This is a genomic window from Lacrimispora indolis DSM 755 (assembly GCF_000526995.1).
GTDB lineage: Bacteria > Bacillota > Clostridia > Lachnospirales > Lachnospiraceae > Lacrimispora > Lacrimispora indolis.
In genome coordinates this window covers 1339814-1363984 of the sequence record NZ_AZUI01000001.1, presented here as the reverse complement: position 1 = coordinate 1363984, position 24171 = coordinate 1339814, and the positions used below count along the sequence as shown (strand labels likewise).

The following is a 24171-nucleotide window of genomic DNA, read 5'->3' as shown; positions in this document are numbered from 1 at the left end:
AAAGCCGATTTGCCCTTAAAATATGACTATTTCTCAAATTTGCTCATATCAATGGCCGGCAGCTGGCTGTGTTTAAGTCCCAGTGCAACCCAGTCTTTTTCTTCCTGGCCCAGCGGAAGTACTGGCTTACGCATTAAGGCTGAAGTGAATACCTTTCTCTGAACCAATGCTTCTTTTAACCGTGCATGAGCCTCACCGGATGGCTGGCCGCCGCCGTAAATAGCCTGGGAGATGTGGTAAATACGGTCTGACCACGCCTGTGCTTCTTTTAAAGTGTGGCTTTCCGGATCCTTGAATACTTCCCATGCCGGACAAATCAGCTCGGGTACGCACCCTGCGAATCCGATCAGAGCGCCATCCATTCCCGGGAACCAGCTGACACACAGAGTCTCATCATGGCAGGTGATCAGAGAAATATCCGGGCACTCCTGACGCAGTAAGCGTACATCATGTTCATAGATAGAAGTAACACGGGTCCCCATCTTGATGCACTTTACATGGTCAATCTCTTTGCACATTTTGATCAGAGTCTGTACCGGATAATTTGCCTTGCTGGTTGCCGGATAGAGATGGATGATTATATCGATATCAGCTCCTTCCGCAACATCTTTTATGTACTGGAACGGAGCATCATCGCTCATGCCGAAACGCAGCCACATATGAGGTGGCATCAGCAGAATTCCGTCTGCACCGGCTTCTTTTGCTTCTTTTGCCATTTCAATTGATTCAATTGTGTTCTCGCAGTTAATACCTGAGATGATGGTCATGATATCGCCGCATTCTTCGCTGCAGATTTCAACTACACGTTTCCGTTCCGCGCGGGAAAGGCCGGTAATCTCTCCGGTATGGCCATTGCATACCAGGCCCTGAATGCCTTTGTCATAAAAGCTTTTGATCCAGCGAAGATAAGCGCGGAATTCTTTTTCATTAATAGAGTAGTCATCCTTTAATGGAACCGATACTGCCGGAAAGATTGTCTTAAAATGTTTTACTTTTGCCATAATATGATTCTCCTTATAATTTTTGCCTTTTTCTTTTCCAAGCACTGCGCTTATGCTTTTGATTTCATACAAACGTTTGCATATCTTACGATTATGTTATATCATGCCCTAGTATTTACGTCAATATCACATGAAAAGGCTGCAATAATTTGCATATCATATGCAATATTTTGCATTTATTCATTAAAGTATAGAGAGAATAACTTGGGTTTTTGGTGTTTTTGTTTACTTTATATCTTGTATTCCATTGGAATGTTGGATATAATTCTTTTGTACTAACGTTTGTATATAATAAAATAAGGAGTGTGAAAGATGGCAACTTTAAAAGATGTTGCTCGTATTGCCTGCGTCGATGTCAGTACCGTATCACGGGCAATTAACAATACCTCATATGTACATCCTGATACAAAAGCCCGCATATTTGCGGCAGTAAAGGAACTAGGCTATCAGCCCAATGTCATCGCCCAAAGCCTGCGGCAGGGAAAAAGGCATACCATAGGAGTTGTTGTTCCCCGTCTGCATATGACAGTCTTTGCTGAAATTATGCAGGGGATTGAAGAAGAAGCCAGACGATTAAGATATGCCACGCTCATCTGTAACACAGAGGATGATCCGAAAATAGAACAGGAATGTTTAACCCGGCTGCGCAATGGTTTTGTCGATGGTATTATCATTGCCGGAACAGGCCACAACGGCCGCCTGCTTCGTGATATCCGTTCCAGTGGTCTGACAATTACTCAGATCGTACGGCAGCAAGACAGTACGATTAACAGCGTCATTGTCAATTATGAAAACTGTGGTTATGAGGCCACAAAATATTTGGCAGCAAAAGGCTGCCGGGAGATCGGCCTGATCAACGGCACCATGAAGCTCGCTCCTTATCAGGGGCGGTATAATGGTTACAAACGCGCTTTGACGGAACTGGGATTGGCTGAAACCAGTGCCATCTCCACTTCTCCCGTCAACAGTCTGGAATACGGCTACCAGTGTGCCCTTGATCTGCTGGAACAAAATCCTGAGCTTGATGCTATTATGGCCGCTGTGGATGTTCAGGGCATTGGGGCCATGCGCGCCTTAAAGGAACGAGGTATCAAGGTCCCCGGCCAGATCCGTTTGATCAGCCTTACCGGCCATGTTATTGGTGCAATGCTGGAAACAACCATGACATCCATGGAAATGCCGGCACGTAAAATGGGAGAAAGGGCGGCTCTTATGACAATTCATGATATTGAATCTCCCGCAGACCAAACCTCATCTCCCCAGCACCTTGTGTTTACGTCTTCGCTGGTAGAACGGGAAAGCAGTTAATATAGTTAATCTAAATTTTTCCCTGCCCCTTATGTGTCCAGTGTGTCATAGTATTTTTACGGTCGCCTATCCTTTATAAATGAAGAAAATCTTTATTTTACTAAAATTATGCTAAAAGCTGCCGATATACACACTATGAATATAAAAACAAAAACAAGGGGTGTAGTACAAATGGGAAAACGGGAAAAACAGAATTCAATTGTCCTTAGCAAAAGGCTGGCAATAGGATTCGGAATAGTAAACATTATAACGGTTTTAATTTCTTTCATAAGTCTTTTCACCATTTACAGATTGTATTTTGCAGGCAGTGTTTCATCAGGGATTGTTGCACTTTTTTCAGCTGCAGTGGTGGTTCTGACCGTCGTATCTGTTGTCGCAAGTTTCATAATATGCAGGATCTTAAACGGAAGCATTGTGCGTCCTCTTAAAATACTCAACAATATTGCGCGTCAGATGTCTGTGGGAGATGCCAGTGCAAACGTCCGGGTTCTCACAAAGGATGAAGTGGGAGAATTGATGAAATCTTTTAAGGAGATGGTGGAAAACACCAGAAACCAGGCTCAGACAGCTGAAGCAATAGCCGGCGGGGATATGACTGTCCACGTGAAGGTAAATTCGGAAAAGGATGTCCTGGGCATTGCGTTAAAAAGCATTGTAGAGAAAAACAACCACATTCTGTCTCAAATATGTGATACATCGGGGCAGGTTCTCAGCGGGGCCGGACAGATATCGGAAGCAAGCGTACGCCTTTCGGAAGGAGCAAGCCGTCAGGCAGGTTCTCTTCAGGAACTGGCGGCAGCTGTGACGGAGGTAAAAAACCAGATCAGCTTAAGCGCGGATCATGCGGCAATGGCCAGGACATGTGCAAATGATGTCAGGCACGGGGCCGTGGACGGCAACAGACACATGGATGAAATGCTGAAAGCCATGGATGAAATCAACCTGTCCTCGTCAAATATATCAAAGGTAATAAAGGCGATTGAGGACATTGCTTTCCAGACAAATTTACTGTCATTAAATGCCTCCGTAGAGGCTGCAAGGGCAGGCCAGTACGGAAAGGGCTTTGCGGTTGTGGCGGATGAGGTGCGGAGCCTGGCGGCCCGTTCAGCAGAAGCTGCAAAGGAAACTGCAGACATGATTGAAAGCTCCATACAGAAAGCAGAGCATGGAATGACAATTGCAAAGACCACTGCAGATGCTTTCAGCAAAATAGTGGGAGGGATAGAGCAGGTTGCCGGTTTGGCAGAAAAGATCGCCGGAGCATCGTCAGAACAAGCTTCCGGAATAACACGGATCAACGACGAAATCAGCCAGGTATCCGACGTGGTGCAGGCAAATTCGGCAGCGTCCGAGGAAAGTACCGCCGCAACGGCTCAGCTGTACAAGCAGGCAGAGGCGCTGAAGGATATGGTGCAGACCTTCAAACTGAAAACGCCTTGCTAAAGAGAAGGGTGCTGTCCAATAGCGATGAATCGCTATTGGACAGCACCCTTTTACGTTTATCCTTTCAATCTCATGAAAAGGCCCTTGAGCCTACAGAAGAATGATGTTATGCTTCTTGCATTCCTCCCGCATTTCCTCCGGCCAGGTGCTGGCCTGAACTTCTCCCACATGGGCTCTGTCCAGAAGGAGCATGCAGAGCCGGGATTGTCCTATGCCGCCTCCGATGGTGTAGGGCAGTTCTCCGTTTAAAAGCATTCTGTGGTAAGGAAGGTTTCTCCGCTCCTGGCAGCCTGCCTTCTCCAACTGCTTTGCCAGGGATTCTTCATCCACCCGGATGCCCATGCTGGAGATTTCCAGGGCGCAGTTTAAATTCTCAAACCAGAACAGGATGTCCCCGTTTAACTGCCAGTCATCGTAGTCCGGGGCTCTTCCGTCATGAGGCTCTCCGCTTTCCAGCTTGTCCCCGATCTTCATGAGAAAAACACAGCCGTGCTCCTTTGTGATCAAGTTTTCCCGTTCCTTTGGAGTCTTGTCCGGATACCGGTCTTCCAGTTCCTGGGAGGTGATAAAGGTGATATCCTTTGGAAGGTGTTTCACTGCCTGGGGATATTTGTACCAGACTTCATGCTGCATGTGCTTGATGATCTTGAAAATGGTGCGGACGGTTTCCTTTAAGGTTTCCACCTTCCTCTCTTCCTTGGTGATGACTTTTTCCCAGTCCCACTGATCCACGTAGCAGGAGTGGAGGTTGTCTAATTCTTCGTCTCTCCGGATAGCGTTCATGTTGGTATAAAGGCCTTCTCCTGGCAGAAAGCCGTATTCATGAAGTGCCATGCGCTTCCATTTGGCAAGGGAATGGACGACCTCAACCGTTTCCCCCGGAATGCCTGCGATGTCAAACTGCACCGGGCGCTCCACTCCGTTTAAATTATCGTTTAATCCGCTGCTGCGCTCAACAAATAAGGGAGCTGAGATACGTTCCAGATTCATTTCCTTTCCAAGCTCTTTTTGAAATGTATCTCTAATGTATTTAATGGCCTCCTGGGTCTCCCGGACAGAGAGCCTGGGGTCATAGTTTTCCGGTATGATGAGTTCCATGTGGTATTTTCCTCCCAAATAAAATGTTTTTATTATGGTATCACTAATATGAAAAACGTGCAACCATTGTTTTATATTGGGGAACAAGGGGAAAGCTTTTGGCTGCCGGCAAAAAAGTTGCATGGAGACTGGCCCTGTGATATGATAAATGGAAGTGAAAAGAAAAGAGCAGAGTGATATGACAACGGAACGAATTATTATAGAAGATAAAGAAAATCCAAAGGAAGAACTATTAAAAAAGCCTGCGGAAATTTTAAAAGCAGGCGGCCTGGTGGCCTTTCCCACGGAAACCGTGTACGGGCTGGGGGCAAATGCCTTAAATGAAGCAGCGGCAGGAAAAATTTATGCAGCAAAGGGAAGGCCTTCGGACAACCCTCTGATCGCTCATATAGGAGATTTTGATGATCTGCCTCCTCTGGTTCTGGAAATCCCGGAGACAGGAAAAAAGCTGATGGAAGCCTTTTGGCCGGGGCCTTTGACCCTGATTTTTCCTAAAAGCGGTTTAGTCCCTTACGGAACGACCGGAGGCCTTGACACGGTGGCAGTGCGCATGCCTGCGGATCCGGTGGCAAGGGCCCTCATTCGTTTGGCAGGGGTGCCTGTAGCCGCGCCCAGTGCCAACACCTCCGGGCGTCCCAGTCCTACTACGGCAGACCATGTGTGGCAGGATATGAATGGAAAGATCGATATGATCGTAGACGGAGGGGCAGTGGGAATCGGCGTGGAATCCACGATCATTGATGTATCAGGGGCTGAGCCTGTAATCTTAAGACCGGGAGCCATCACCCAGGAAATGGTTTCTGCTGTTCTAGGGAAAGAGGTCCCTCTTGATCCTGCCATTATCTCCGGTCCAATGAAGGCGGATGTGAGGCCAAAAGCCCCCGGCATGAAATATAAGCATTATGCGCCTAAGGCTGAGCTGACCCTGGTGGAGGGGGATGCAGAGTCTGTTGCCGGGACCATAAACCGCCTGGCAGAAGAAAAGCTGGCCCAGGGATTCCGGGTGGGGATCATCTGTACGGAGGAAACAAAGGAAAAGTATCATGAGGGAATGATCCGGAGCATGGGAATGCGGGCCAGGGAAGAGACCATAGCCCATAACTTATACGGAGTGCTGCGGGAATTTGATGATCTGGAAGCTGACGTTATTTTTTCCGAAAGCTTTTCCAGGGATCACTTAGGACAGGCCATTATGAACCGGCTTACAAAAGCGGCCGGATATCATATTTTAAAGGTTTAAAATCATAAGAGAAGAGCGCCTTGCGGGCATACCGTTATGCCCAAGAAGCATGGGAAAGAAGGAGGAAACACCCTGCGGGTATACCTTTATGCCCAAAAGGCGTGAGCAAGAAGGAGGAAAACAAATGTCGGGAAAAAGAGAAGATTATATTACATGGGATGAATATTTTATGGGAGTAGCGGCTCTTTCCTCAAAGCGTTCCAAGGACCCCAGCACCCAGGTGGGAGCCTGTATTGTGAGCCAGGATAACAAGATTTTGTCCATGGGCTACAACGGTTTTCCCATGGGCTGCTCCGATGATGAGTTCCCATGGGACAGGGAAAATGAGAAGGACGATCCTTATAATGCCAAATATTTCTATTCCACTCACAGTGAATTAAATGCTATTCTGAATTACAGGGGAGGAAGCCTGGAAGGCAGCAAGCTTTATGTGACCCTGTTCCCCTGCAATGAGTGTGCCAAGGCCATTATACAGGCCGGAATTAAAACTATTGTGTATGGTTCGGACAAGTACGAGGGAACTCCGGCAGTCAATGCATCCAAGCGGATGCTCAATGCGGCAGGGGTCCGGTACTATCAGTATCAGACCACAGGAAGAAAGATAGAGATCGAGGTTTGACATGAAATTTCTATTGGTGGCGCTTAACGCCAAGTACATCCATTCCAATCCCGCCATTTACAGCTTAAAGGCTTTTGCAGAGGCCTATGTAAGGGAGCCGGAACTGGAGGATGGAAGGTTTCAGATTGAGACTCAGGAATATACCATTAACAATCAGCCCGATGAGATCTTAAAGGATATTTTCTTAAGGAAGCCGGATGCCGTGGGATTCTCCTGTTACATCTGGAATATTTCCTATGTATTAGAGCTGGTCCGGGACCTTCCGAAGGTTCTCCCTCATGTGGAGATCTGGCTGGGAGGTCCCGAGGTGTCTTATGATGCTTCTGAACTCCTTTGCCGGGAACCCCAGGTTTATGGGATCATGATGGGGGAAGGGGAGGAAACCTTTTCGGAGGTGGTGCGGTGCTATATAAAACAGGGCAGGGATGCTCATAAAAGCGACGAAAGCTGTTCCTTTAAAAACATAGATGGCACTGCTGTAAGGAATGAGGCAGGAACTGTGGTGGAAAAACCCAAAAAGGCAGCAGTTGACATGAGTTCCATCCCCTTTCTTTACAAAGATTTAAGAGGGTTTGAGAACCGCATTATTTATTATGAAAGCAGCCGCGGCTGTCCCTTTTCCTGCAGCTACTGCCTTTCTTCTCTGGATAAGTCCGTGCGGCTGCGGGATACGCAGCTGGTGCTGAAGGAGCTGGATGTGTTTCTTGATAAAAGGGTCCCTCAGGTGAAATTTGTGGACAGGACCTTTAATTGCAGCAGAAAGCATACCTTGGCGATCTGGCGTCATATCATTGAGCATGACAATGGGGTAACCAATTTTCATTTTGAGATTTCCGCAGATCTTTTAAATGAGGAGGAGCTGGAGCTCATGTCCCGTATGAGGAAGGGGCTGATCCAGCTTGAGGTTGGAGTTCAGAGCACCAATCCGGATACCATTAAGGAGATCCGCAGAACCATGGATTTAAACCGCTTAAAGGAAACGGTCGGAAAAATCAACAGTTTCGGAAACATCCATCAGCACCTGGACTTAATCGCAGGACTTCCCTGGGAGGATTACCAAAGCTTCCGGAATTCCTTTAACCAGGTTTATGAGATGAAGCCGGAGCAGCTTCAGCTTGGATTCTTAAAGGTATTAAAAGGCTCTTACATGTGGGAAAAGGCGGGGGAATACGGGGTTAAGTTTAAAGGTCTGCCGCCCTATGAGGTGCTGTCTACCAGATGGCTGGATTACGGAGGGATTTTAAAGCTGAAGGGTTTGGAAGAAATGCTGGAGGTTTACGGAAACAGCGGACAATTCCGGACGACCTTAAATGAACTTCAAAAAGAGTTTAAAACACCTTTTGATATGTTTGAGGCATTAGCCGAATATTATGATAAACAGGAGCTGTCAGGAATCAGCCACAGCCGGATGGCCAGGTATGAGATATTGGAAGGGTTCATTTCCAGTCTGGTACCGGAAAAACGTTCCCTGTACCGGGATCTTTTGGTATATGATCTTTACCTGAGGGAGAATTTAAAAAGCAGGCCTCCTTTTGCGGCGGACCAGGAGCCTTTTAAGGACCAGGTGAGGGCGTTTTTTGAGGCAGAGGCGGCTGGATACCGGTATTTAAAGGAAGGATATGAAGGCTATGAGGCAAGACAGCTTATAAAGATGGCTCATGTAGAGGTATTCCGGGATGGAAGAGCAGTCCTTTTTGATTACAAAAGGCGGGATGCCCTGTCCCATAATGCGGCGGCTTATGAGCTTGGAGTATGGAGAAAGGCTGAAAGAGAAACGTCTTTCAGCCGTTAGTTTGTGAATCAACCGGATGGGTGGGCATATCCCTTTGATTCATCAGGAGGAATTTAATGGCAAAGAGAGAGACAAAAGCAGAGCGGCAGGCCCGGGTATTAAAGGTGCTTGAGGCCCTTGACCGGGAATATGGAACGGATTATATATGTTATTTAAACCATGAAAATCCATGGCAGCTCTTGATAGCGGTTATTTTAAGCGCCCAGTGCACCGATGCCAGGGTGAACATGGTGACACCGGACTTGTTCCGGAAATACGATTCTCCAATGAAATTTGCCCAGGCGGATTTAAAGGAATTGGAGAAGGATATCCATTCTCTTGGTTTTTATCATATGAAAGCAAAAAACATCATATCCTGCTGCCAGGATCTGGTGGAAAAATTCGGAGGCGAGGTTCCGCGTACAATGGAGGAACTGACCTCCCTTGCAGGAGTGGGCCGGAAAACCGCCAATGTGATCCTGGGAAATGTGTACAACGAACCCAGCATTGTGGTGGATACCCATGTAAAGCGGATTTCCAGAAAGCTGGGCTTTGCAAAAGAAGAAGATCCGGAGAAAATTGAGTATGAGCTGATGAAGGTACTTCCAAGGGAACACTGGATTTTGTGGAATATCCAGATTATTACTCTTGGCAGATCCATATGTGTAGCAAGAAATCCTAAGTGCTGCCAGTGCTTTTTGCAAACCCTCTGTCCCAGCGCTGGGGCGCAGTCACAGAAAAAGGAGGCTTAATTTGGTATCATCCTATATTGCCGTAGATTTGGAAACCACCGGCCTTGATCCTAAGCAGGATAAGATCATTGAAATCGGAGCAGTGAAGGTGGTGGATGGACAGATAAGGGAAAGCTACGAGACCTTTGTGAATCCTTACAGAAAGCTGGATATCCGGGTGATCATGCTTACCGGCATCAACGACCGCCAGCTGGAGGCTTCTCCGGGGATCGGAGAGGTGCTCGGCGGGTTTCTGAAATTCGCAGAAGGCTTACCCATCCTTGGACATCATGTAATTTTTGATTACAGTTTTTTAAAGCGTGCCGCCATCAATGAAGGTCGCAGCTTTGAGCGCCAGGGAATCGACACCCTTAAGCTTGCCAGAAAATTTATGCCCCCTGATGAGAAAAAGAATTTGGCGGCGGCCTGCGAATATTTTGGGATCGCCCAGACTTTATGTCACCGGGCTCTTGCAGATGCAAAAGCAGCCCATGGGCTTTATCAGGAAATGGCAAAACGGTACGGAGAGGAATCGCCGGAAGCTTTTGGCTCTCAGGCTTTGATTTATAAGGCAAAAAAGGAACAACCGGCCTCAAAAAGGCAAAAAGAACACTTGCAGGATTTATTAAAATATCATAAAATAGTTTTATCTGTGCAAACGGAACATTTGTCCAGAAATGAAATATCAAGAATTACGGATAAAATCATAGCACAGTATGGAAGAATATAAGAGAGGTGATACCGTATGATTAACTTTAACAATAAAAACAACAGAAAATTTTTATCAGTAGTTTTGATCCTAGTAGTCATTTTGCTGATTGTTGCCATGGTGCTTCCGATGATGCTTCAGTTTATGTAAGCGGCCCAGGAGGTTTATTGGCAGCATACAGGCACAGCAGCAGAGCATGAGGAATGAATATGAAAAAGAAAACTTTGTCCATGAGCCTGGCTGCAATTATATTAGCGGCGGGAATTGGATTTCTCTCTCCCACCCATGTCATGGCTGATACCCTGCCGGACGGGATATATGTGGGAGAATACAATCTGGGAGGTATGACAGAAGAAGAAGCCAGCCAAAAGATCCAGGAGCTGGTAAATGAGATGGAAAATCAGAAAATAACGTTGATTGTTGACGGACAGCCGGTAGAAACCGTGGCAAGAGAGCTGGGTTTTCACTGGAGCAATCCCGAGGCTGTAAACCAGGCCGCTTCATCCTGGCAGGGAGGCAACTTAATCAAACGGTATTTGAATAAAAAGGATATTGAGCAGAACCATGTGATCATTCCTCTGGAAACGGCCCTTGACGACGGAAGGGTGGGAGCTTTTGTTGCGGAAAAATGTGCACAGGCCATGATTGAACCAAAGAACGCTACCATTGTCCGTGACAAAGGGGCATTTATTGTGACGCCTTCAGCCATTGGAAAAACCGTGGATGTGGCGGCTACCAAGCAGGCTTTGGATGCGGCCCTTGCCAATGGGCTTAAGGAGCCGGTAACGGCTACTGCAGTGGTTACAGAGGTGAAGCCTGCAATCGCCACGGAAGATTTATCCACCATAAATGATGTGCTTGGAACCTTTTCCACCAGCTTTTCCACCAGCGGCGCTTCCAGATCCAAAAATCTGCAGGTGGGAGCCGGTAAGATCAACGGCCGCGTGCTGATGCCCGGGGAAACCTTGTCAGGCTACGAATGCATGCATCCCTTTACCCTGGAAAATGGTTATGCCACGGCATCAGCTTATGAGAACGGCCAGGTGGTGGACAGCATAGGCGGAGGCGTTTGCCAGATCGCCACCACTCTTTATAATGCCGTACTCAGGGCAGAGCTGGAAGTTGCACAGAGGCAGAACCACTCCATGGTGGTAGGATATGTAAAGCCCTCTGAGGATGCAGCCATTGCAGGTACGTATAAGGATATTAAATTTACCAACAATTACAGCACGCCCATTTACGTTGAGGGCTATACTAACGGGAAAACTCTTACCTTTACCATCTATGGAAAAGAGACCAGGCCTGCAAACCGGACCTTTGAGTTTGTTTCCGAGACCTTAAGCGTAACAGATCCGGGTGCACCCAAGGAAGTGGTGGATCCCGCCATGCCGCCGGGAAGCAGAAAGCAGGTTCAGTCCGCGCACAAGGGAATGAAGTCCAGGCTGTGGAAGATCGTTTATGTGGATGGCGTGGAACAGAGCAGAGAGCTCCTTCACACGGATACCTATAACCCATCAAAAGCCATTATTAAAGTCGGTCCTGCCGCGCCGGCAGTAGCCGTGCCGTCAGAGACTCCCGGGGTTCCGGCAGAAACACCGCCGGTGGTAATGCCCCCTGAAACAGCTCCGGCAGAGACTGGGAATCCGGGGCCGGGAACGGTCCAGATGCCGGGTGAGGTTTCACCTGAGGCAGGACCGGGAGTGTAGGCAGGTAAGATATGAGATGGATTGAAAGGGAAAACGCCGGAACCTTAAGACCAGGGCAGGATCTTGTTGTTGCAGGATATGCCGGTCTTTGGGGAACGGTAGAAACCGTAAAAAATAAAAAAGAAGAATTGTATCAATGGTTTTCCAGAGATTATGTGGACGGTATTTTGGAAAACGGGAACATTGTGCCGGATGGTGACCTGGAAAAGTGGAAAAAATTTGGTGCGGCGGAATGTGAACCTGCAGGTGAGGGCGGAATCTTAAAGGCTCTTTGGGATTTGTCCGGTGCTTACATGACAGGAATCCGGTTTTCTTTCCACAGGATTCCCGTGAAACAGGAAACCATTGAGATTTGTGAGCGGTACGATCTAAATCCGTACCGCCTTTTCTCAACAGGCTGTCTGCTTTTTTCGGCGGATAACGGAGGGGATCTGGTACAGGCTTTAAAAGAGCAGGGGATCCATGCCGCTGTGATCGGGAAAGTGACAGGAGGCATCAAAAGGGTCATTGACCACGGGGAAGGTGTCGGTTATCTTGACCGCCCCACAGAGGATGAGCTTTACAAGGTCTTGGCACATAAAAAGGAAACGCCCTGCGGGCATACCTCTATGTCCAAAAAGCATGGACAATAATAAGGAACGCCCTGCGGGCATACCTCTATGTCCGAAAAGCATGGACAATAATAAGGAAATCAGGAGGCAGGATATGAGAGAAAAGATATTGGCAATTATCGAAAAAAACAGCAGGATTGATTTAAAGGATCTGGCGATTCTTTTAGGTGAAAGTGAGGCCGCCATTGCCAATGAAATCGCTGAAATGGAAAAAGAACATATCATATGCGGTTACCATACCCTGATTAACTGGGATAATACCAGCGACGAAAAGGTCGTGGCGCTGATCGAGGTCAAGGTGACTCCCCAGAGAGGCATGGGCTTTGACAAGATCGCGGAACGCATTTATCAGTACAGTGAGGTAAACGCCGTTTATCTCATGTCCGGCGCTTTTGATTTTACGGTTTTCATAGAAGGAAAAACCATGAGGCAGGTAGCACAGTTTGTATCGGAAAGGCTTTCTCCCATGGAATCAGTATTGAGCACTGCAACCCATTTTGTCTTAAAGAAATACAAGGACCATGGAACTGTTCTTGCTGAAGTGACAACCGATGAAAGGATGTTGATTACGCCGTGAGAAATCCATTATCAGATCGAATCGTAGAGATTCCGCCTTCCGGGATCCGCAAGTTTTTTGATATCGTCAGTGAAATGAAGGATGCCATTTCTCTGGGCGTCGGAGAGCCTGATTTTGACACACCATGGCACATCCGGGAGGAGGGGATTTATTCCCTGGAAAAGGGCCGCACCTTTTATACTTCCAATGCAGGGTTAAAAGAACTGAAAGTGGAAATATGCAGCTATTTAAGCCGGCGCTTTGCGGTTACATATGATCCGGACCATGAAGTCATGGTAACAGTGGGCGGCAGCGAGGCCATTGATATTGCCCTTCGGGCCATGTTAAACCCGGGGGATGAGGTGCTGATCCCGCAGCCCAGCTATGTTTCCTACGTTCCCTGCAGCATTCTGGCAAACGGCGTTCCGGTCATCATTGATCTGGAAGCAAAGGATCAGTTTAAGCTGACCCCTGAAAAGCTGCTTGAGAAGATCACTTCAAAGACCAAGGTACTGGTGCTTCCCTTCCCTAACAACCCTACGGGGGCTGTTATGAAGGCCGAAGAGCTGGAGGAGATCGTTAAAATCGTAATAGAGAAGGATTTATTTGTAATATCAGATGAGATCTATGCAGAGCTCACCTACGGAAGTGATCATACCACCATTGCTTCATTTCCGGGGATGAGAGACAGGACTGTGCTCATTAACGGTTTTTCAAAATCCTACGCAATGACAGGCTGGCGTCTTGGCTATACTGCCGCTCCCAGGGTGATCTTGGAGCAGATGTTAAAAATCCACCAGTTTGCCATCATGTGCGCGCCGACCACCAGCCAGTATGCTGCGGTAGCGGCCCTGCGTGAAGGAGATAAGGATGTCCAGATGATGAGGGAATCCTATAACCAGAGGCGCCGTTATTTAATGCATGCGTTTCAGGAAATGGGTATGGAGTGCTTTGAGCCTTATGGTGCATTTTATACCTTCCCCTCCATCAAACGGTTTGGCATGACCTCTGATGAGTTTGCCACCAGGCTTCTTCGGGAAGAAAAGGTGGCGGTAGTGCCGGGTACTGCTTTTGGAGACTGCGGAGAAGGATACTTACGCATTTCCTATGCATACTCCTTAGATAATCTCAAGGAGGCATTAAACCGCATGGAGAGATTTGTTAAAAGACTGGAGGAAAAAGCGTAAGGATATGAATATTGTATTATTGGAACCGGAAATGCCAGCCAATACGGGAAATATCGGACGGACCTGCGTAGCAACGGGCACAAAGCTGCATTTGATTGAACCTTTGGGCTTTAAGCTCAATGACAAGCTGATCAAGCGTGCCGGGCTGGATTACTGGGATAAGCTTGATGTGACCGTGTACAGCGATTATCAGGACTTTCTGGACAGGAATCCAGGTGCCAGGATTTATATGGCAACGACAAAGGGGCTTCATGTGTATTCAGAGGTGGAATATGAACCGGACTGCTTTCTGATGTTTGGAAAAGAGAGCGCCGGGATCCCGGAAGAGATCCTTTTGGAAAATCAGGACCGCTGTGTCAGGATTCCCATGTGGGGAGATATCAGGTCCTTAAATTTATCCAATTCTGTTTCCGTTGTTTTGTATGAGGCCTTAAGGCAGAACGGATTTGAACGCATGACCATGACGGGTGAACTTCATCACCTTCAGTGGAAGGAATAAAAAATACCGATACAGTTTTTTCTTGTCTGTCCAGAGGAAAAATGTATCGGTATTTTTTTATACGCTGACAGGCAGTCCCCGGTCATGGCGATTCTTTCGATGATTCAGTATTTTCATTATTAAAAGACTTGGAATCAGGCTGGTTCGGCCTGATTCCAAGTCTTTTTAAAATAGTATTTTCCTGTCTCGGCTGCAGTAAATATTATCGCGATTTTATATGTGAGCGGATTATGATGAGAACAATATTCTTAATGATATAGAAATATCAAGTAGACGTAAATGGAAAGTAAAAAGTCATTTTTCGCAATATCCAAGTATTGATATGAATAGACAAAAAAATAAAGTTTATATAAAATTTATATAAAGGTTCCTGCGTAAATGGAGTTTGTATGTGAGATATTACCATATAACCATTTGCATATGTCAGGAAAAACACTATATCACGTTGATGGAGGAATATAGTGATGGTTACTTTGCAAGTTTTGCACTACTAATAAAGATACATGAAAAGGAGGTTATTATGACTAAGGATAGAGCTGTAAGATCGGGGCAAATGTACCTGTATTTAAAAAGGTACTGGGGGCTTTACTTATTGTTGCTGTTGCCGATTGCATATTTTATCGTTTTTAAATACATACCCATGACTTACATCCAGATCGCTTTCAAAAAGTATAACATAATGCAAAGTGTATGGGAGATGGAAAGCGCGAAACAAGGAGGATTTGAATATTTTATCAAGGCATTTGCCAATCGGGATTTCTTTTATGCGGTACGTAACACGCTGCTCCTTAACTTCTTAGATTTGCTTTGCGGATTTCCGGCGCCGGTTATCCTGGCACTTTTGCTAAATGAGCTGGCTTTTAAGAAATTCAAGCGCCTGACGCAGACCGTGGTTTATATGCCGCATTTCCTGTCATGGATTATTATTTCCGGCATAGCACTTCAGCTCTTTGCCCCTACTGACGGTCTGGTAAATAATATCATCACCGCCACAGGAGGCCAGCCGATCCATTTCCTTGATGATCCTGCCCATTGGGTGGTTATGTACGTGATATTGGGAATCTGGCAGAGCGTAGGCTGGAATACAATCATTTATCTGGCGGCCATTACAGGTGTTAATCCTGAACTGTATGAAGCGGCGTCTATCGACGGTGCGAACCGCCTGACTCGGATCTGGCACATTACGCTGCCCAGCATCAAACCAACCATTATTGTACTGTTGATCATGAATTTAGGCCGTATCTTAGGCAGTGAGTTTGACCGGCCCTACGCCTTAGGGAACAATCTGGTGACAAGTGTGGACAATGTAATCGCAACCTTTGTTTATACCAACGGCATACGCGGTTCGCAGTTTTCCCTGACCACTGCTGTTGGACTCTTCCAGTCTGTGATCTGTGTTATCTTCCTGCTGGTTTCTAACTCTCTGGCTGAAAAATTTGGTGAGCAAGGGGTCTGGTAAGGAGAACGAAAGGAGGTAAAAAAATCGTGGTAAAAAGCCAAAAAACAAAAGTTATGGATTATCTTATCGCCGCTGTCTGCGGCCTGATTATTATCATCTGCCTGCTACCGGTTATCCATGTGGCGGCGCGTTCAGTCAGTTCTCCTGAGGCGCTTATCAGAAAAGAAGTACTGCTGCTGCCGAAAGGACTTAATTTTGATGCATACGTCAAGGTCCTGGGCGACTCGAAATACATCTGGTCTCTGTGCTTTACCGCAATCCTGACCATTGTCTGTACCTTTGTCAGCATGTGCATGACAATCTTTTGCGCTTATCCTTTTGTCTACAAAGACTTAAGAGGGCGAAAGGTTTTTAATACTCTGATTATTTTTACGATGTACTTCAACGCTGGGACCATTCCGAACTATCTGCTTTTAAAAGATATGGGACTGTTGGAAAATCCGCTGGTATTAATACTTCCGAACTGCCTGAGTGTCTTTAATGTTATTATTATGAAGAGTTTTTTCTATGAAATTCCTGAGAGCCTGCGGGAGGCGGCGCAGATAGAGGGGTGCGGGGTGCTGCGCACGTTATGGTATGTATACCTGCCGCTGTCCAAACCAGTCATGGCGACGCTGTCTCTTTTTTATGCCGTGGGTCGCTGGAATGGTTTCTCCGATGCCCTGATGTTTATCACTCGCCGCCGGGAACTGTTTCCCATACAGCTTCTCTTATATAATCTGCTGAAAAATGTGTCATCAATAGAAGCGGTCTCAGAAGGCTTCACGGCGCCGGGAGTTTCTGAGTCTGTGAAGGCTGCCACTGTGATGCTCGCTATGGTACCAATCTTAGTGGTCTATCCGTTTTTGCAGAAATACTTCATCTCCGGTGTCACATTAGGAGGCGTGAAGGGTTAATTAAGCAGGAGCTGTTTCACCTGCGGGAATGAGGGATTCATTCCTGGATTCCGGCGCATAGGCGAAAATTCCAATACAATACTTTATATAAAGAAGGAGGAAAATATGATTCACATAGCTGTAGTAGGACTGGGCAATATTTCTGGAAAACATTTGCACGGGCTTTTACTGTTTCCTGAAAGGTGTAAAATCGTCGCTCTTTGTGATATTTATCCCGAAAAAGCCGAAGCCGCTAAAGAAAAATATGGATTGAAGGGGGCACGGGTTTTTAACGACCATATTAAAATGCTCTCTTCTGAGCTGAAAATTGACCTGGTACATATCTGTACCCCGCCCTCGTCCCATGCCGAAATTGCCATAAACGCCATGAATGCCGGAGTAAATGTGCTGGTAGAAAAACCCATGGCTCCAGGTCTTAAAGAATGTGACGAGATGCTGGAGGCTGAAAAAAGAAATGGCGTTGTGTTGTCTTGTATCTCTCAGAATCGCTTCCGCAATCCTGTCTGGCGCCTAAAAAAGCTGGTGGATAGTGGGCTGGCTGGAAATATACTGGCCGCCCATGCAGATTCCTTATGGTATCGTGGACATTGCTACTATGATCTGTGGTGGCGGGGCACCTGGGAAAAAGAAGGAGGCGGTCCAACCTTGAATCACGCAGTACACCAGATAGACATACTTAACTGGATTAAAGGGGAACTGCCTGAAGAAGTGACCTCTTTGCTGGCCAATGTGGCCCACAACAATTCCGAGGTGGAAGATCTTTCATTTTCGGCATTCAAATACGCTGATGGTACGGCGGCGGAGGTTACGGCTTCGGTGGTTCACCACGGAGAGGGACAGAGTATTGTCCTTCAATGTGAAAAAGCCAGGATTGCTGCGCCCTGGAGTATCGCTGCCGATGTTACCCAGAACAACGGATTTCCCATACCGGGGGGCAATGCTGTTCTCGAAAAAGAATTGAATGAGTATTACGATAAGATAGAGCCCTTAGTTTACGAGGAACACGATGGAGAAATAGATGATGTGCTTACAGCTTTAGAAAAGGGAACGCGGCCGCTAATTAGTGGGGAAGACGGAAAAGGGACGGTTGAACTGATTACCGCTATGTATATGGCAGGGTTTGAAAAGCGAACAGTCAAGCTGCCCATTACACCAGAGGATGAATATTATACCGCCAATGGCCTGATGAGGCACGCACCGCATTTTTACGAAAAAAAAGCCAGTATTGAGAATTTTTCCTATACTGATATTATTCCTACAGGAGACATGGGGAGGACGAAATGAGTGTAAATAAAGTTGATGGAATGAATTATGCACCAAAAGGAAAACCGAGCCCCGTAGTAAAGGAGGGGGAATTTGTCATAGCAGCGATTGCATTAGACCATGGCCATATCTACGGGATGTGCAACGGACTGACAGAGGCAGGAGCCACCCTCAAATGGGTATACGATCCCGATGAAAAAAAGGTAGAGGCTTTTTTGACGGCATTCCCACAGGCGAAAGCCGCAAGGAGTGAGGAGGAGATCTTTTCTGATCCTGAAGTGAAGCTGATCGCCGGGGCGGCCATTACTTCCAAGCGCTGCGAATTGGGCTTGCGGGTACTGGCTGCGGGGAAGGATTATTTTACGGACAAAGCGCCTCTGACCTCACTTTCTCAGTTGGAAGCCGCCAAAAGGGCTGTGGTGCAAAGTGGAAAAAAGTATATGGTCTACTATAGTGAGAGGCTGCACGTGGAATCAGCCGTTTACGCAGGACAGCTTATTGAACAGGGTACGATTGGTGAGGTGGTCCAGGTTATTGGCATGGGACCCCATCGATTAAATGCCTCCTCCCGCCCGGACTGGTTTTTCTTAAAGGACCAATACGGTGGAATCCTGTGCGATATCGGCTCTCACCAGATTGAACAGTTCCTCTTTTTTTCCGGGGCAAAGGATGCGAGAGTGGTTCACAGCCAAGTGGGTAATTACGGACACCGGGAGTATCCGGAACTGGAAGATTTCGGCGATGCCATGCTAGTGGCCGATAACGGTGCCACTCATTACTTTCGTGTGGACTGGTTTACGCCGGAAGGACTGCGCACTTGGGGAGACGGCCGCACCTTTATTCTCGGTACGAAGGGTTACATTGAGATCCGAAAATTCGTCAATGTGGGTACGGAGGATGAGGTTGGAAATCACGTCTATTTAGTCAATGAGGAGGGAGAATTTCATTACGCGGTGGAAGGGCAGGTAGGCTATCCGTTTTTCGGAAAGCTGATCTTAGACTGTGTAAACCGCAGCGAATACGCCATGACGCAGGCACATGCTTTTAAGGCGGCGGAATTAAGTATATTGGCGGAGCTGAATGCCGAAAAGATCAAGTAACACAAGGGGAGTTTCCTATGAACAGGATTTATGAGAAATTTGAAGAAGACTGCAAATGCGATTTTAAGGATATAGTGGCTGTGGAGCGGGCTTACCACAGTCATGACGGCTTTGAGGTCTATTTATTTTTAGACGGTGAGATTAATTATTATATCGAGCAATATTGCTATCCTTTGATGGGAAGTGAGCTATTGCTCATCAATCCGGGAGAATATCACCGCGCCGTACTCTTAAATACTGTGAAATACAAGAGAATGACACTGAACGTCAGCGTAGGTATACTAAGAGAGCTCTCGGATGCTGAGACGGATTTGTCAGATTGCTTTTCGAACGCTAAAGGTACAGGAAAGGTCCTGCATTTGAATACCCAGGAGCTGCAAAGCTTTATCTTTGCAGCAAAACAATTGGAGACGGCCCTGAATGGAGGGACCGCTTACGGACATGGGCTGTTGGCTAAATCCTGTCTGCTTCAGGTGCTTGTGCAGTTAAACCGGCTGTTTTTAATGGCGGGTAAGAAAAAGATTGAGAACACGATGCCTGCGCTGGTGCAGAAAGTTATCGAATATGTAGAGCAAAATTTGACAGACAATATCAAGCTGGACGACATATCAAGCAGCCTTTGCTTTAATTCTGCATATATAAACCGGCAGTTTAAGAAAATTACGGGACTTACCATAGGGCAGTATATTCTGTGCAAAAAGGTGGATTTGGCTAAGCGGTATCTGTGTGAAAACCACTCTCTAATGGAGGTGTGTGAACTCTCCGGCTTTAACGATTACTCAAATTTCTCACGGACTTTTACCAGCAGGGTTGGCTGTTCTCCCAGGGAATATCGAAAATAAGACTGAGGAATAAATGGAAGGTGTTCTGGCCACAGCCGCTTTTTGCGTGGACGTGCCCGGCCTCCGCTAAGGGGGCTGTTTCATTATAAAAAGGAGGAGCAAAATGAAGGATAAACAGTGCTTAATGATAGTAGGAGTTGTATTGGCTTTTGCGTTGACCGCATGCAGCAAGGGTGGAGAGAGAACGGCTGGGAATGAACCGGATCCGTCGCAGAAGACTGCCGCAGCTATGGACAGCGGCAAGGCAGGGGTCCACCAGGAACTCGATGGTGTGCGTATGAAAGAGAAGACAAAGATCACAGTGGAGGTTTATGACCGTGCCAATGACGGCGGTTCCAAGCCGGAGGATAATTTTTATACCAATTATATCAAAGAAGGAATGCTGCGGGATCATAATGTAGAGGTAGAGTTTATACCCGTACCTCGCTGGACGGAGACAGAACAGATCAACAATCTTTTAGCGGGTGGTTCTGCTCCCGATATCTGTGTGTCCTACTCCTATCCGGTGGTTTCCACTTACTCAGCTATGGGTGCAGTCGTGGATATGGCCCCCATTCTTGAAGAGTATAAGGATGTTTTACCAAATCTTTGGGAACTTTTGGGTGAAGAGAATTTGTATTATAATAAGGACCCGAAAACCGGCTCAATATACGCAATAGAGTCTCTGCGGGCCAATCAGGCCACTTTGTGCACCTTTGTACGGGCGGATTGGCTCAAAAAGCTGAACATGAAAGAACCGACAACTCTGGAAGAATTTGAGACTATGCTGCATGCTTTTAAGGACAATGCCGAGATGCTGTTGGGGGCGGATGCAGCAAAGATGGTACCTCTTTCCTATAGCTTTGATGCCGGATGGCGTGCTCAGCCCTTAGTAGGCTCCTTTGTACCGACATCTATGACCGAAAAGGATTATTACATCAATAGTTTTGCCAGTGACAGACTGATGACTTATCCCAATGTTAAAGAAGGATACCGGCTGTTGAACAAATGGTATAACGATGGACTGATATGGAAGGATTTCGCAATTTATCCCGCCGGAGACCCTACAGAGGATAATATGATTAAAGCTGGTTATGTAGGCGCTTCCATTGGTCCTAACTGGGATTACCCTTACAGAAACGGTGAAGATTCCATCCAGGCAAATATACGGCGCGCCACCGGAGATGAAGAGGCTGGAATGATTGCGATTGACCCCTTTCAGGATGATACGGGGGCAAGGCGCAAATATATCTACAGCCCCGCAGGGACTGACAGAAAAATATTTTTCCCGGCTACAAATAACGAACCTGTGGCTTCAGCACTTTACTTAGACTGGATCAGCCAAATGGACAATCGTTTATTTTTACAGTTCGGCGAGGAAGGCGTTACCTGTGAGACACAGAGCGACGGTGCGGTCAAAACCTTGTCCGTTACCGGCGAGAAAATCATGAATTCCATAAACAATACTGATTATACTCTTACGATCAACGGGCTGAAGATGAAAGATGAGGAAACAACTCTAAAAACGGTGGCCTTGGGTTATGATACGGTTTCCTCTGATGTTATCACAAAAGCTTATTACGCTTCAACGACTGATGGCTTTGCTCCTAAGCACTATAATCTGGGAGATATAGAAGCGGAAGCCGGTATAGAGGAATCTCTAAGGGTAAAAAGGGATGCGTTCTTAGATCAGGCTGTTTCAGCCTCTGTGGATAAATTTGATGCTATATTTGACAGCGGTTTTGCTGATTACCTGGCAAGCGGCGCCCAGGCCGTCATCGACGAGCGCACTGATAAATGGCAGGAGTTTTTTGGAGATAGCACCAGCGGAAAGTAATATTCACCGTTTGAGTTATTAAGCGGGAACAAGCACCTCTGTTTTTGACAGGGGTGCTTGTAATTTCAAAGACCATAGTCGGGATTTAGAAAAGAGAGTAAGTACATTAGCTGTCTTATTTCTTTGTACGGTTCAATTCTCTATGCTATGGAGTTCCGGCCTTAGGAAGGCTGAAGATGAATTCCGATCCAACTCCTTCCGTGCTGACCACATCAATATTTTCACCGTGGGACTGGATGATTTCCCTGACAATGGCAAGGCCAAGCCCTGTCCCCTTCTTATCCTTTCCTCTTGATAAGTCTGTCTTGTAGAACCGTTCCCATATCTTTTTCAAGCTTTCCTTTGGGATGCCGATTCCTGTGTCCTTAATGGAAACAAATATTTTCTCATACTTTGCCGAAGCCTGTATGTAGATGGTGGAATCTGCATGGCTGAACTTTATGGCATTGTCAATGAGATTATAAAGGACCTGCTGTATTTTACCAAGGTCCGCATAAACCATCTGAATACTTTCGGAAAAGGTTAAGTCAAAGTTAATGCTTTTTTCGCTGCAGGTCCCTTCAAAAGAGGCTGCCGTATCTTTAATAACCCGGTTGATGTCAAAGCTGGTACGGTTCAAATACCCTTTGCTGTCCAGGGAATTAAGGGTCAGAAGACCCTGTGTCAGCTTATTCAGCCGGTCCGTTTCTGAAATGACCCTGTTTAAATATTTCTCATACATTTCCGGCGGTATGGTTCCGTCAAGGATGGCTTCCAGATATCCCTTGATGGAGGTCAGGGGAGAACGGAAATCATGGGAAACGTTGGCGATAAAGGTTTTCTGATAATCCTCCATCTTGCCCAGTTCAGCGGACATGTAGTTGAGCGTAGCGGCCAGATAGCCCATTTCATCTCTCGTATGCACTTCAATGTGGTGTGCGAAATTTCCCTGGGCATATTCATTTGCCCCGGCTGTGATTTTCTTAAGAGGAAAATATACATTTTTTGTAAAGACCAGGAGGATGATCAGGGATAAGCCGAACACCGCCGCCGATGTAACATAGACGATGTTTAAGATCCCATCTCTCTCCAGCCTCAAGTAGGACAAGGGAAGGTGGATCACCACATAGCCATGGGTGGTATAGTTCCCCGTAATGGGAGCATGGACGCTTAGTACATCATAGGAAAACTGATGATAATAGTCGCCGATAATATAGGACTTGTTGCCCATGGAGGTAGGGTCAAAGTTTTCGATGATCTGTCCCTGTTTGTCAGACTGAGCGCTGTCTGATACTACCTTGCCCTGCCGGTCCACGATCCATATCTGTGCGTGAAGGTAATTGGCTTCCTTCACAAGCTCCGGATAGGAAGAGGATAAGTTCATATCCTTTCCATGGTACATGCCGCTGTAGGAGGAGGCAATCTGGTTAGCCTCATCATACAGGGCCTCGGAACGGCGGCCAAGGAGATACTGGTCCGTGATCTCAGAAGAAAAGGTGGCAATGATCACAAATCCAAGGAGGCCGAACAACAGATAGCCCAGGATGAATTTATAGTAGAGAGAATGTGTCATCTAGCGTTTCACCTCAAATTTGTAGCCGATGCCCCAAACCGTTGTAAGGGCCCAGCCTGTGTGATCCTTGATCTTTTCCCGGAGACGTTTGATATGGACGTCAACGGTTCTGGTATCACCGATGTATTCATATCCCCAGATGTGGTCTAAGAGCTGCTCTCTTGTAAACACCTGGTTTGGAGAGGAAGCCAGGAAATAAAGAAGCTCCAGCTCCTTTGGCGGCATCTCAATGGAATGGCCCATATAGATGACGGAATAATTCGTAAGGTTGACAATGAGGTCCGGATACTCCACGTAATCTCCCTGATGGTCCGTATGGAGGGCTGCAGGAACAGGAGTGGTCTGGTAGCGCCTTAAGACAGCCTTTACACGGGCCACCAGCTCTTTGGAATCAAAGGGCTTGATCATATAGTCGTCGGCACCCAGCTCCAGGCCAAGGACCTTATCAAAGACCTCACCCTTGGCTGACAGCATAATGATGGGAACCTGGGAGGAGGATCGCATCTCCCGGCAGACCTGATAGCCGTCCATACCGGGAAGCATCAGGTCCAAAAGCACCAGATTGGGACGGAATTCCGGGAACACCCGGAGCGCCTCCTCTCCGTCGCCTACGATTTCTGTTTCATAGCATTCTTTTAGCAAGTATAGGGAAATTAATTCTGCGATGTTGCTGTCATCGTCTACGATCAATATCCGCTGTTTTTCTGCCATAATGGTCCCCTTTCTCAAATGATTCACGCAAAGGCAACGAGCCGGGTGGATAT

General features: G+C 46.8%; 22 protein-coding genes. 18 read left to right on the top strand and 4 right to left on the bottom strand.

Features of this window, described 5'->3' with window-relative positions; translation table 11 throughout:
* Window positions 1-26 precede the first annotated feature (26 nt).
* Window positions 27-1001, bottom strand: a complete 975-nt coding sequence (locus tag K401_RS0106520; protein WP_024292196.1) for a dihydrodipicolinate synthase family protein — start codon at window positions 999-1001, stop codon at window positions 27-29.
* 312 nt (window positions 1002-1313) lie between these two features.
* On the opposite strand from K401_RS0106520, the gene K401_RS0106515 reads away from it, so the two are divergent.
* Together K401_RS0106515 and K401_RS0106510 are read left to right on the top strand one after the other, a co-directional pair.
* Window positions 1314-2309: a LacI family DNA-binding transcriptional regulator gene (locus K401_RS0106515; RefSeq protein WP_024292195.1), complete on the top strand. Its 996-nt coding sequence runs from the start codon at window positions 1314-1316 to the stop codon at window positions 2307-2309.
* Between the two features lie 171 nt (window positions 2310-2480).
* On the top strand, window positions 2481-3752 hold the full coding sequence (locus K401_RS0106510; protein WP_024292194.1) for a methyl-accepting chemotaxis protein: 1272 nt from the start codon (window positions 2481-2483) through the stop codon (window positions 3750-3752).
* A 90-nt stretch (window positions 3753-3842) separates the two neighbouring features.
* On the opposite strand, the gene asnA is transcribed toward K401_RS0106510, so the two are convergent.
* Window positions 3843-4850, bottom strand: a complete 1008-nt coding sequence (gene asnA, locus K401_RS0106505) for an aspartate--ammonia ligase (protein ID WP_024292193.1) — start codon at window positions 4848-4850, stop codon at window positions 3843-3845.
* A 178-nt stretch (window positions 4851-5028) separates the two neighbouring features.
* Here asnA and K401_RS0106495 point away from each other — a divergent pair, with 178 nt between their 5' ends.
* The 16 genes from K401_RS0106495 to K401_RS0106415 all read left to right on the top strand — a co-directional run bounded on the left by K401_RS0106495 (window position 5029) and on the right by K401_RS0106415 (window position 21855).
* A complete protein-coding gene (locus tag K401_RS0106495; protein ID WP_024292192.1) occupies window positions 5029-6090 on the top strand; it encodes an L-threonylcarbamoyladenylate synthase in 1062 nt (353 codons plus the stop codon).
* 124 nt (window positions 6091-6214) lie between these two features.
* Window positions 6215-6709, top strand: a complete 495-nt coding sequence (locus K401_RS0106490; RefSeq protein ID WP_024292191.1) for a deoxycytidylate deaminase — start codon at window positions 6215-6217, stop codon at window positions 6707-6709.
* Between the two features lies 1 nt (window position 6710).
* The gene (locus tag K401_RS0106485; RefSeq protein WP_024292190.1) at window positions 6711-8501 is read left to right on the top strand and encodes a B12-binding domain-containing radical SAM protein; all 1791 of its coding nucleotides are present in this window, start codon (window positions 6711-6713) and stop codon (window positions 8499-8501) included.
* A 56-nt stretch (window positions 8502-8557) separates the two neighbouring features.
* A complete protein-coding gene (gene nth / locus K401_RS0106480) occupies window positions 8558-9232 on the top strand; it encodes an endonuclease III (RefSeq protein WP_024292189.1) in 675 nt (224 codons plus the stop codon).
* 1 nt (window position 9233) lies between these two features.
* Entirely contained in the window at window positions 9234-9941 is a 708-nt protein-coding gene (locus tag K401_RS0106475; protein WP_024292188.1) for a 3'-5' exonuclease, read from the top strand.
* A 188-nt stretch (window positions 9942-10129) separates the two neighbouring features.
* Window positions 10130-11626 carry a VanW family protein gene (locus K401_RS0106465; RefSeq protein ID WP_024292186.1) on the top strand — a complete coding sequence of 499 codons (1497 nt, stop codon included), beginning with the start codon at window positions 10130-10132 and terminating at the stop codon, window positions 11624-11626.
* 11 nt (window positions 11627-11637) lie between these two features.
* Window positions 11638-12258, top strand: a complete 621-nt coding sequence (locus tag K401_RS0106460) for an AIR synthase-related protein (RefSeq protein ID WP_024292185.1) — start codon at window positions 11638-11640, stop codon at window positions 12256-12258.
* Window positions 12259-12331: 73 nt separating this feature from the next.
* Entirely contained in the window at window positions 12332-12814 is a 483-nt protein-coding gene (locus K401_RS0106455) for an Lrp/AsnC family transcriptional regulator (protein WP_024292184.1), read from the top strand.
* Window positions 12811-13980 carry an aminotransferase class I/II-fold pyridoxal phosphate-dependent enzyme gene (locus K401_RS0106450; RefSeq protein ID WP_024292183.1) on the top strand — a complete coding sequence of 390 codons (1170 nt, stop codon included), beginning with the start codon at window positions 12811-12813 and terminating at the stop codon, window positions 13978-13980. The genes K401_RS0106455 and K401_RS0106450 overlap by 4 nt, the downstream gene beginning before the upstream one ends.
* 4 nt (window positions 13981-13984) lie before the next feature.
* On the top strand, window positions 13985-14479 hold the full coding sequence (trmL, locus tag K401_RS0106445; protein ID WP_024292182.1) for a tRNA (uridine(34)/cytosine(34)/5-carboxymethylaminomethyluridine(34)-2'-O)-methyltransferase TrmL: 495 nt from the start codon (window positions 13985-13987) through the stop codon (window positions 14477-14479).
* Between the two features lie 520 nt (window positions 14480-14999).
* A complete protein-coding gene (locus tag K401_RS0106440) occupies window positions 15000-15938 on the top strand; it encodes an ABC transporter permease (RefSeq protein ID WP_024292181.1) in 939 nt (312 codons plus the stop codon).
* Window positions 15939-15964: 26 nt separating this feature from the next.
* Window positions 15965-16834 carry a carbohydrate ABC transporter permease gene (locus K401_RS0106435; protein ID WP_242842297.1) on the top strand — a complete coding sequence of 290 codons (870 nt, stop codon included), beginning with the start codon at window positions 15965-15967 and terminating at the stop codon, window positions 16832-16834.
* Window positions 16835-16939: 105 nt separating this feature from the next.
* Complete coding sequence (locus tag K401_RS0106430) at window positions 16940-18118, top strand: Gfo/Idh/MocA family protein (RefSeq protein WP_024292179.1); 1179 nt, start codon at window positions 16940-16942, stop codon at window positions 18116-18118.
* Window positions 18115-19197, top strand: coding sequence for a Gfo/Idh/MocA family protein (locus K401_RS0106425; RefSeq protein WP_024292178.1), 1083 nt, complete (start codon window positions 18115-18117; stop codon window positions 19195-19197). Before K401_RS0106430 ends, K401_RS0106425 begins: the two co-directional genes overlap by 4 nt.
* A gap of 17 nt (window positions 19198-19214) precedes the next feature.
* The gene (locus K401_RS0106420) at window positions 19215-20039 is read left to right on the top strand and encodes an AraC family transcriptional regulator (protein WP_024292177.1); all 825 of its coding nucleotides are present in this window, start codon (window positions 19215-19217) and stop codon (window positions 20037-20039) included.
* Window positions 20040-20142: 103 nt separating this feature from the next.
* A complete protein-coding gene (locus K401_RS0106415) occupies window positions 20143-21855 on the top strand; it encodes a type 2 periplasmic-binding domain-containing protein (RefSeq protein WP_024292176.1) in 1713 nt (570 codons plus the stop codon).
* A 145-nt stretch (window positions 21856-22000) separates the two neighbouring features.
* On the opposite strand, the gene K401_RS0106410 is transcribed toward K401_RS0106415, so the two are convergent.
* Window positions 22001-23407, bottom strand: coding sequence for a sensor histidine kinase (locus tag K401_RS0106410; protein WP_024292175.1), 1407 nt, complete (start codon window positions 23405-23407; stop codon window positions 22001-22003).
* The gene (locus tag K401_RS0106405; RefSeq protein WP_024292174.1) at window positions 23408-24118 is read right to left on the bottom strand and encodes a response regulator; all 711 of its coding nucleotides are present in this window, start codon (window positions 24116-24118) and stop codon (window positions 23408-23410) included.
* Window positions 24119-24171 lie beyond the last annotated feature (53 nt).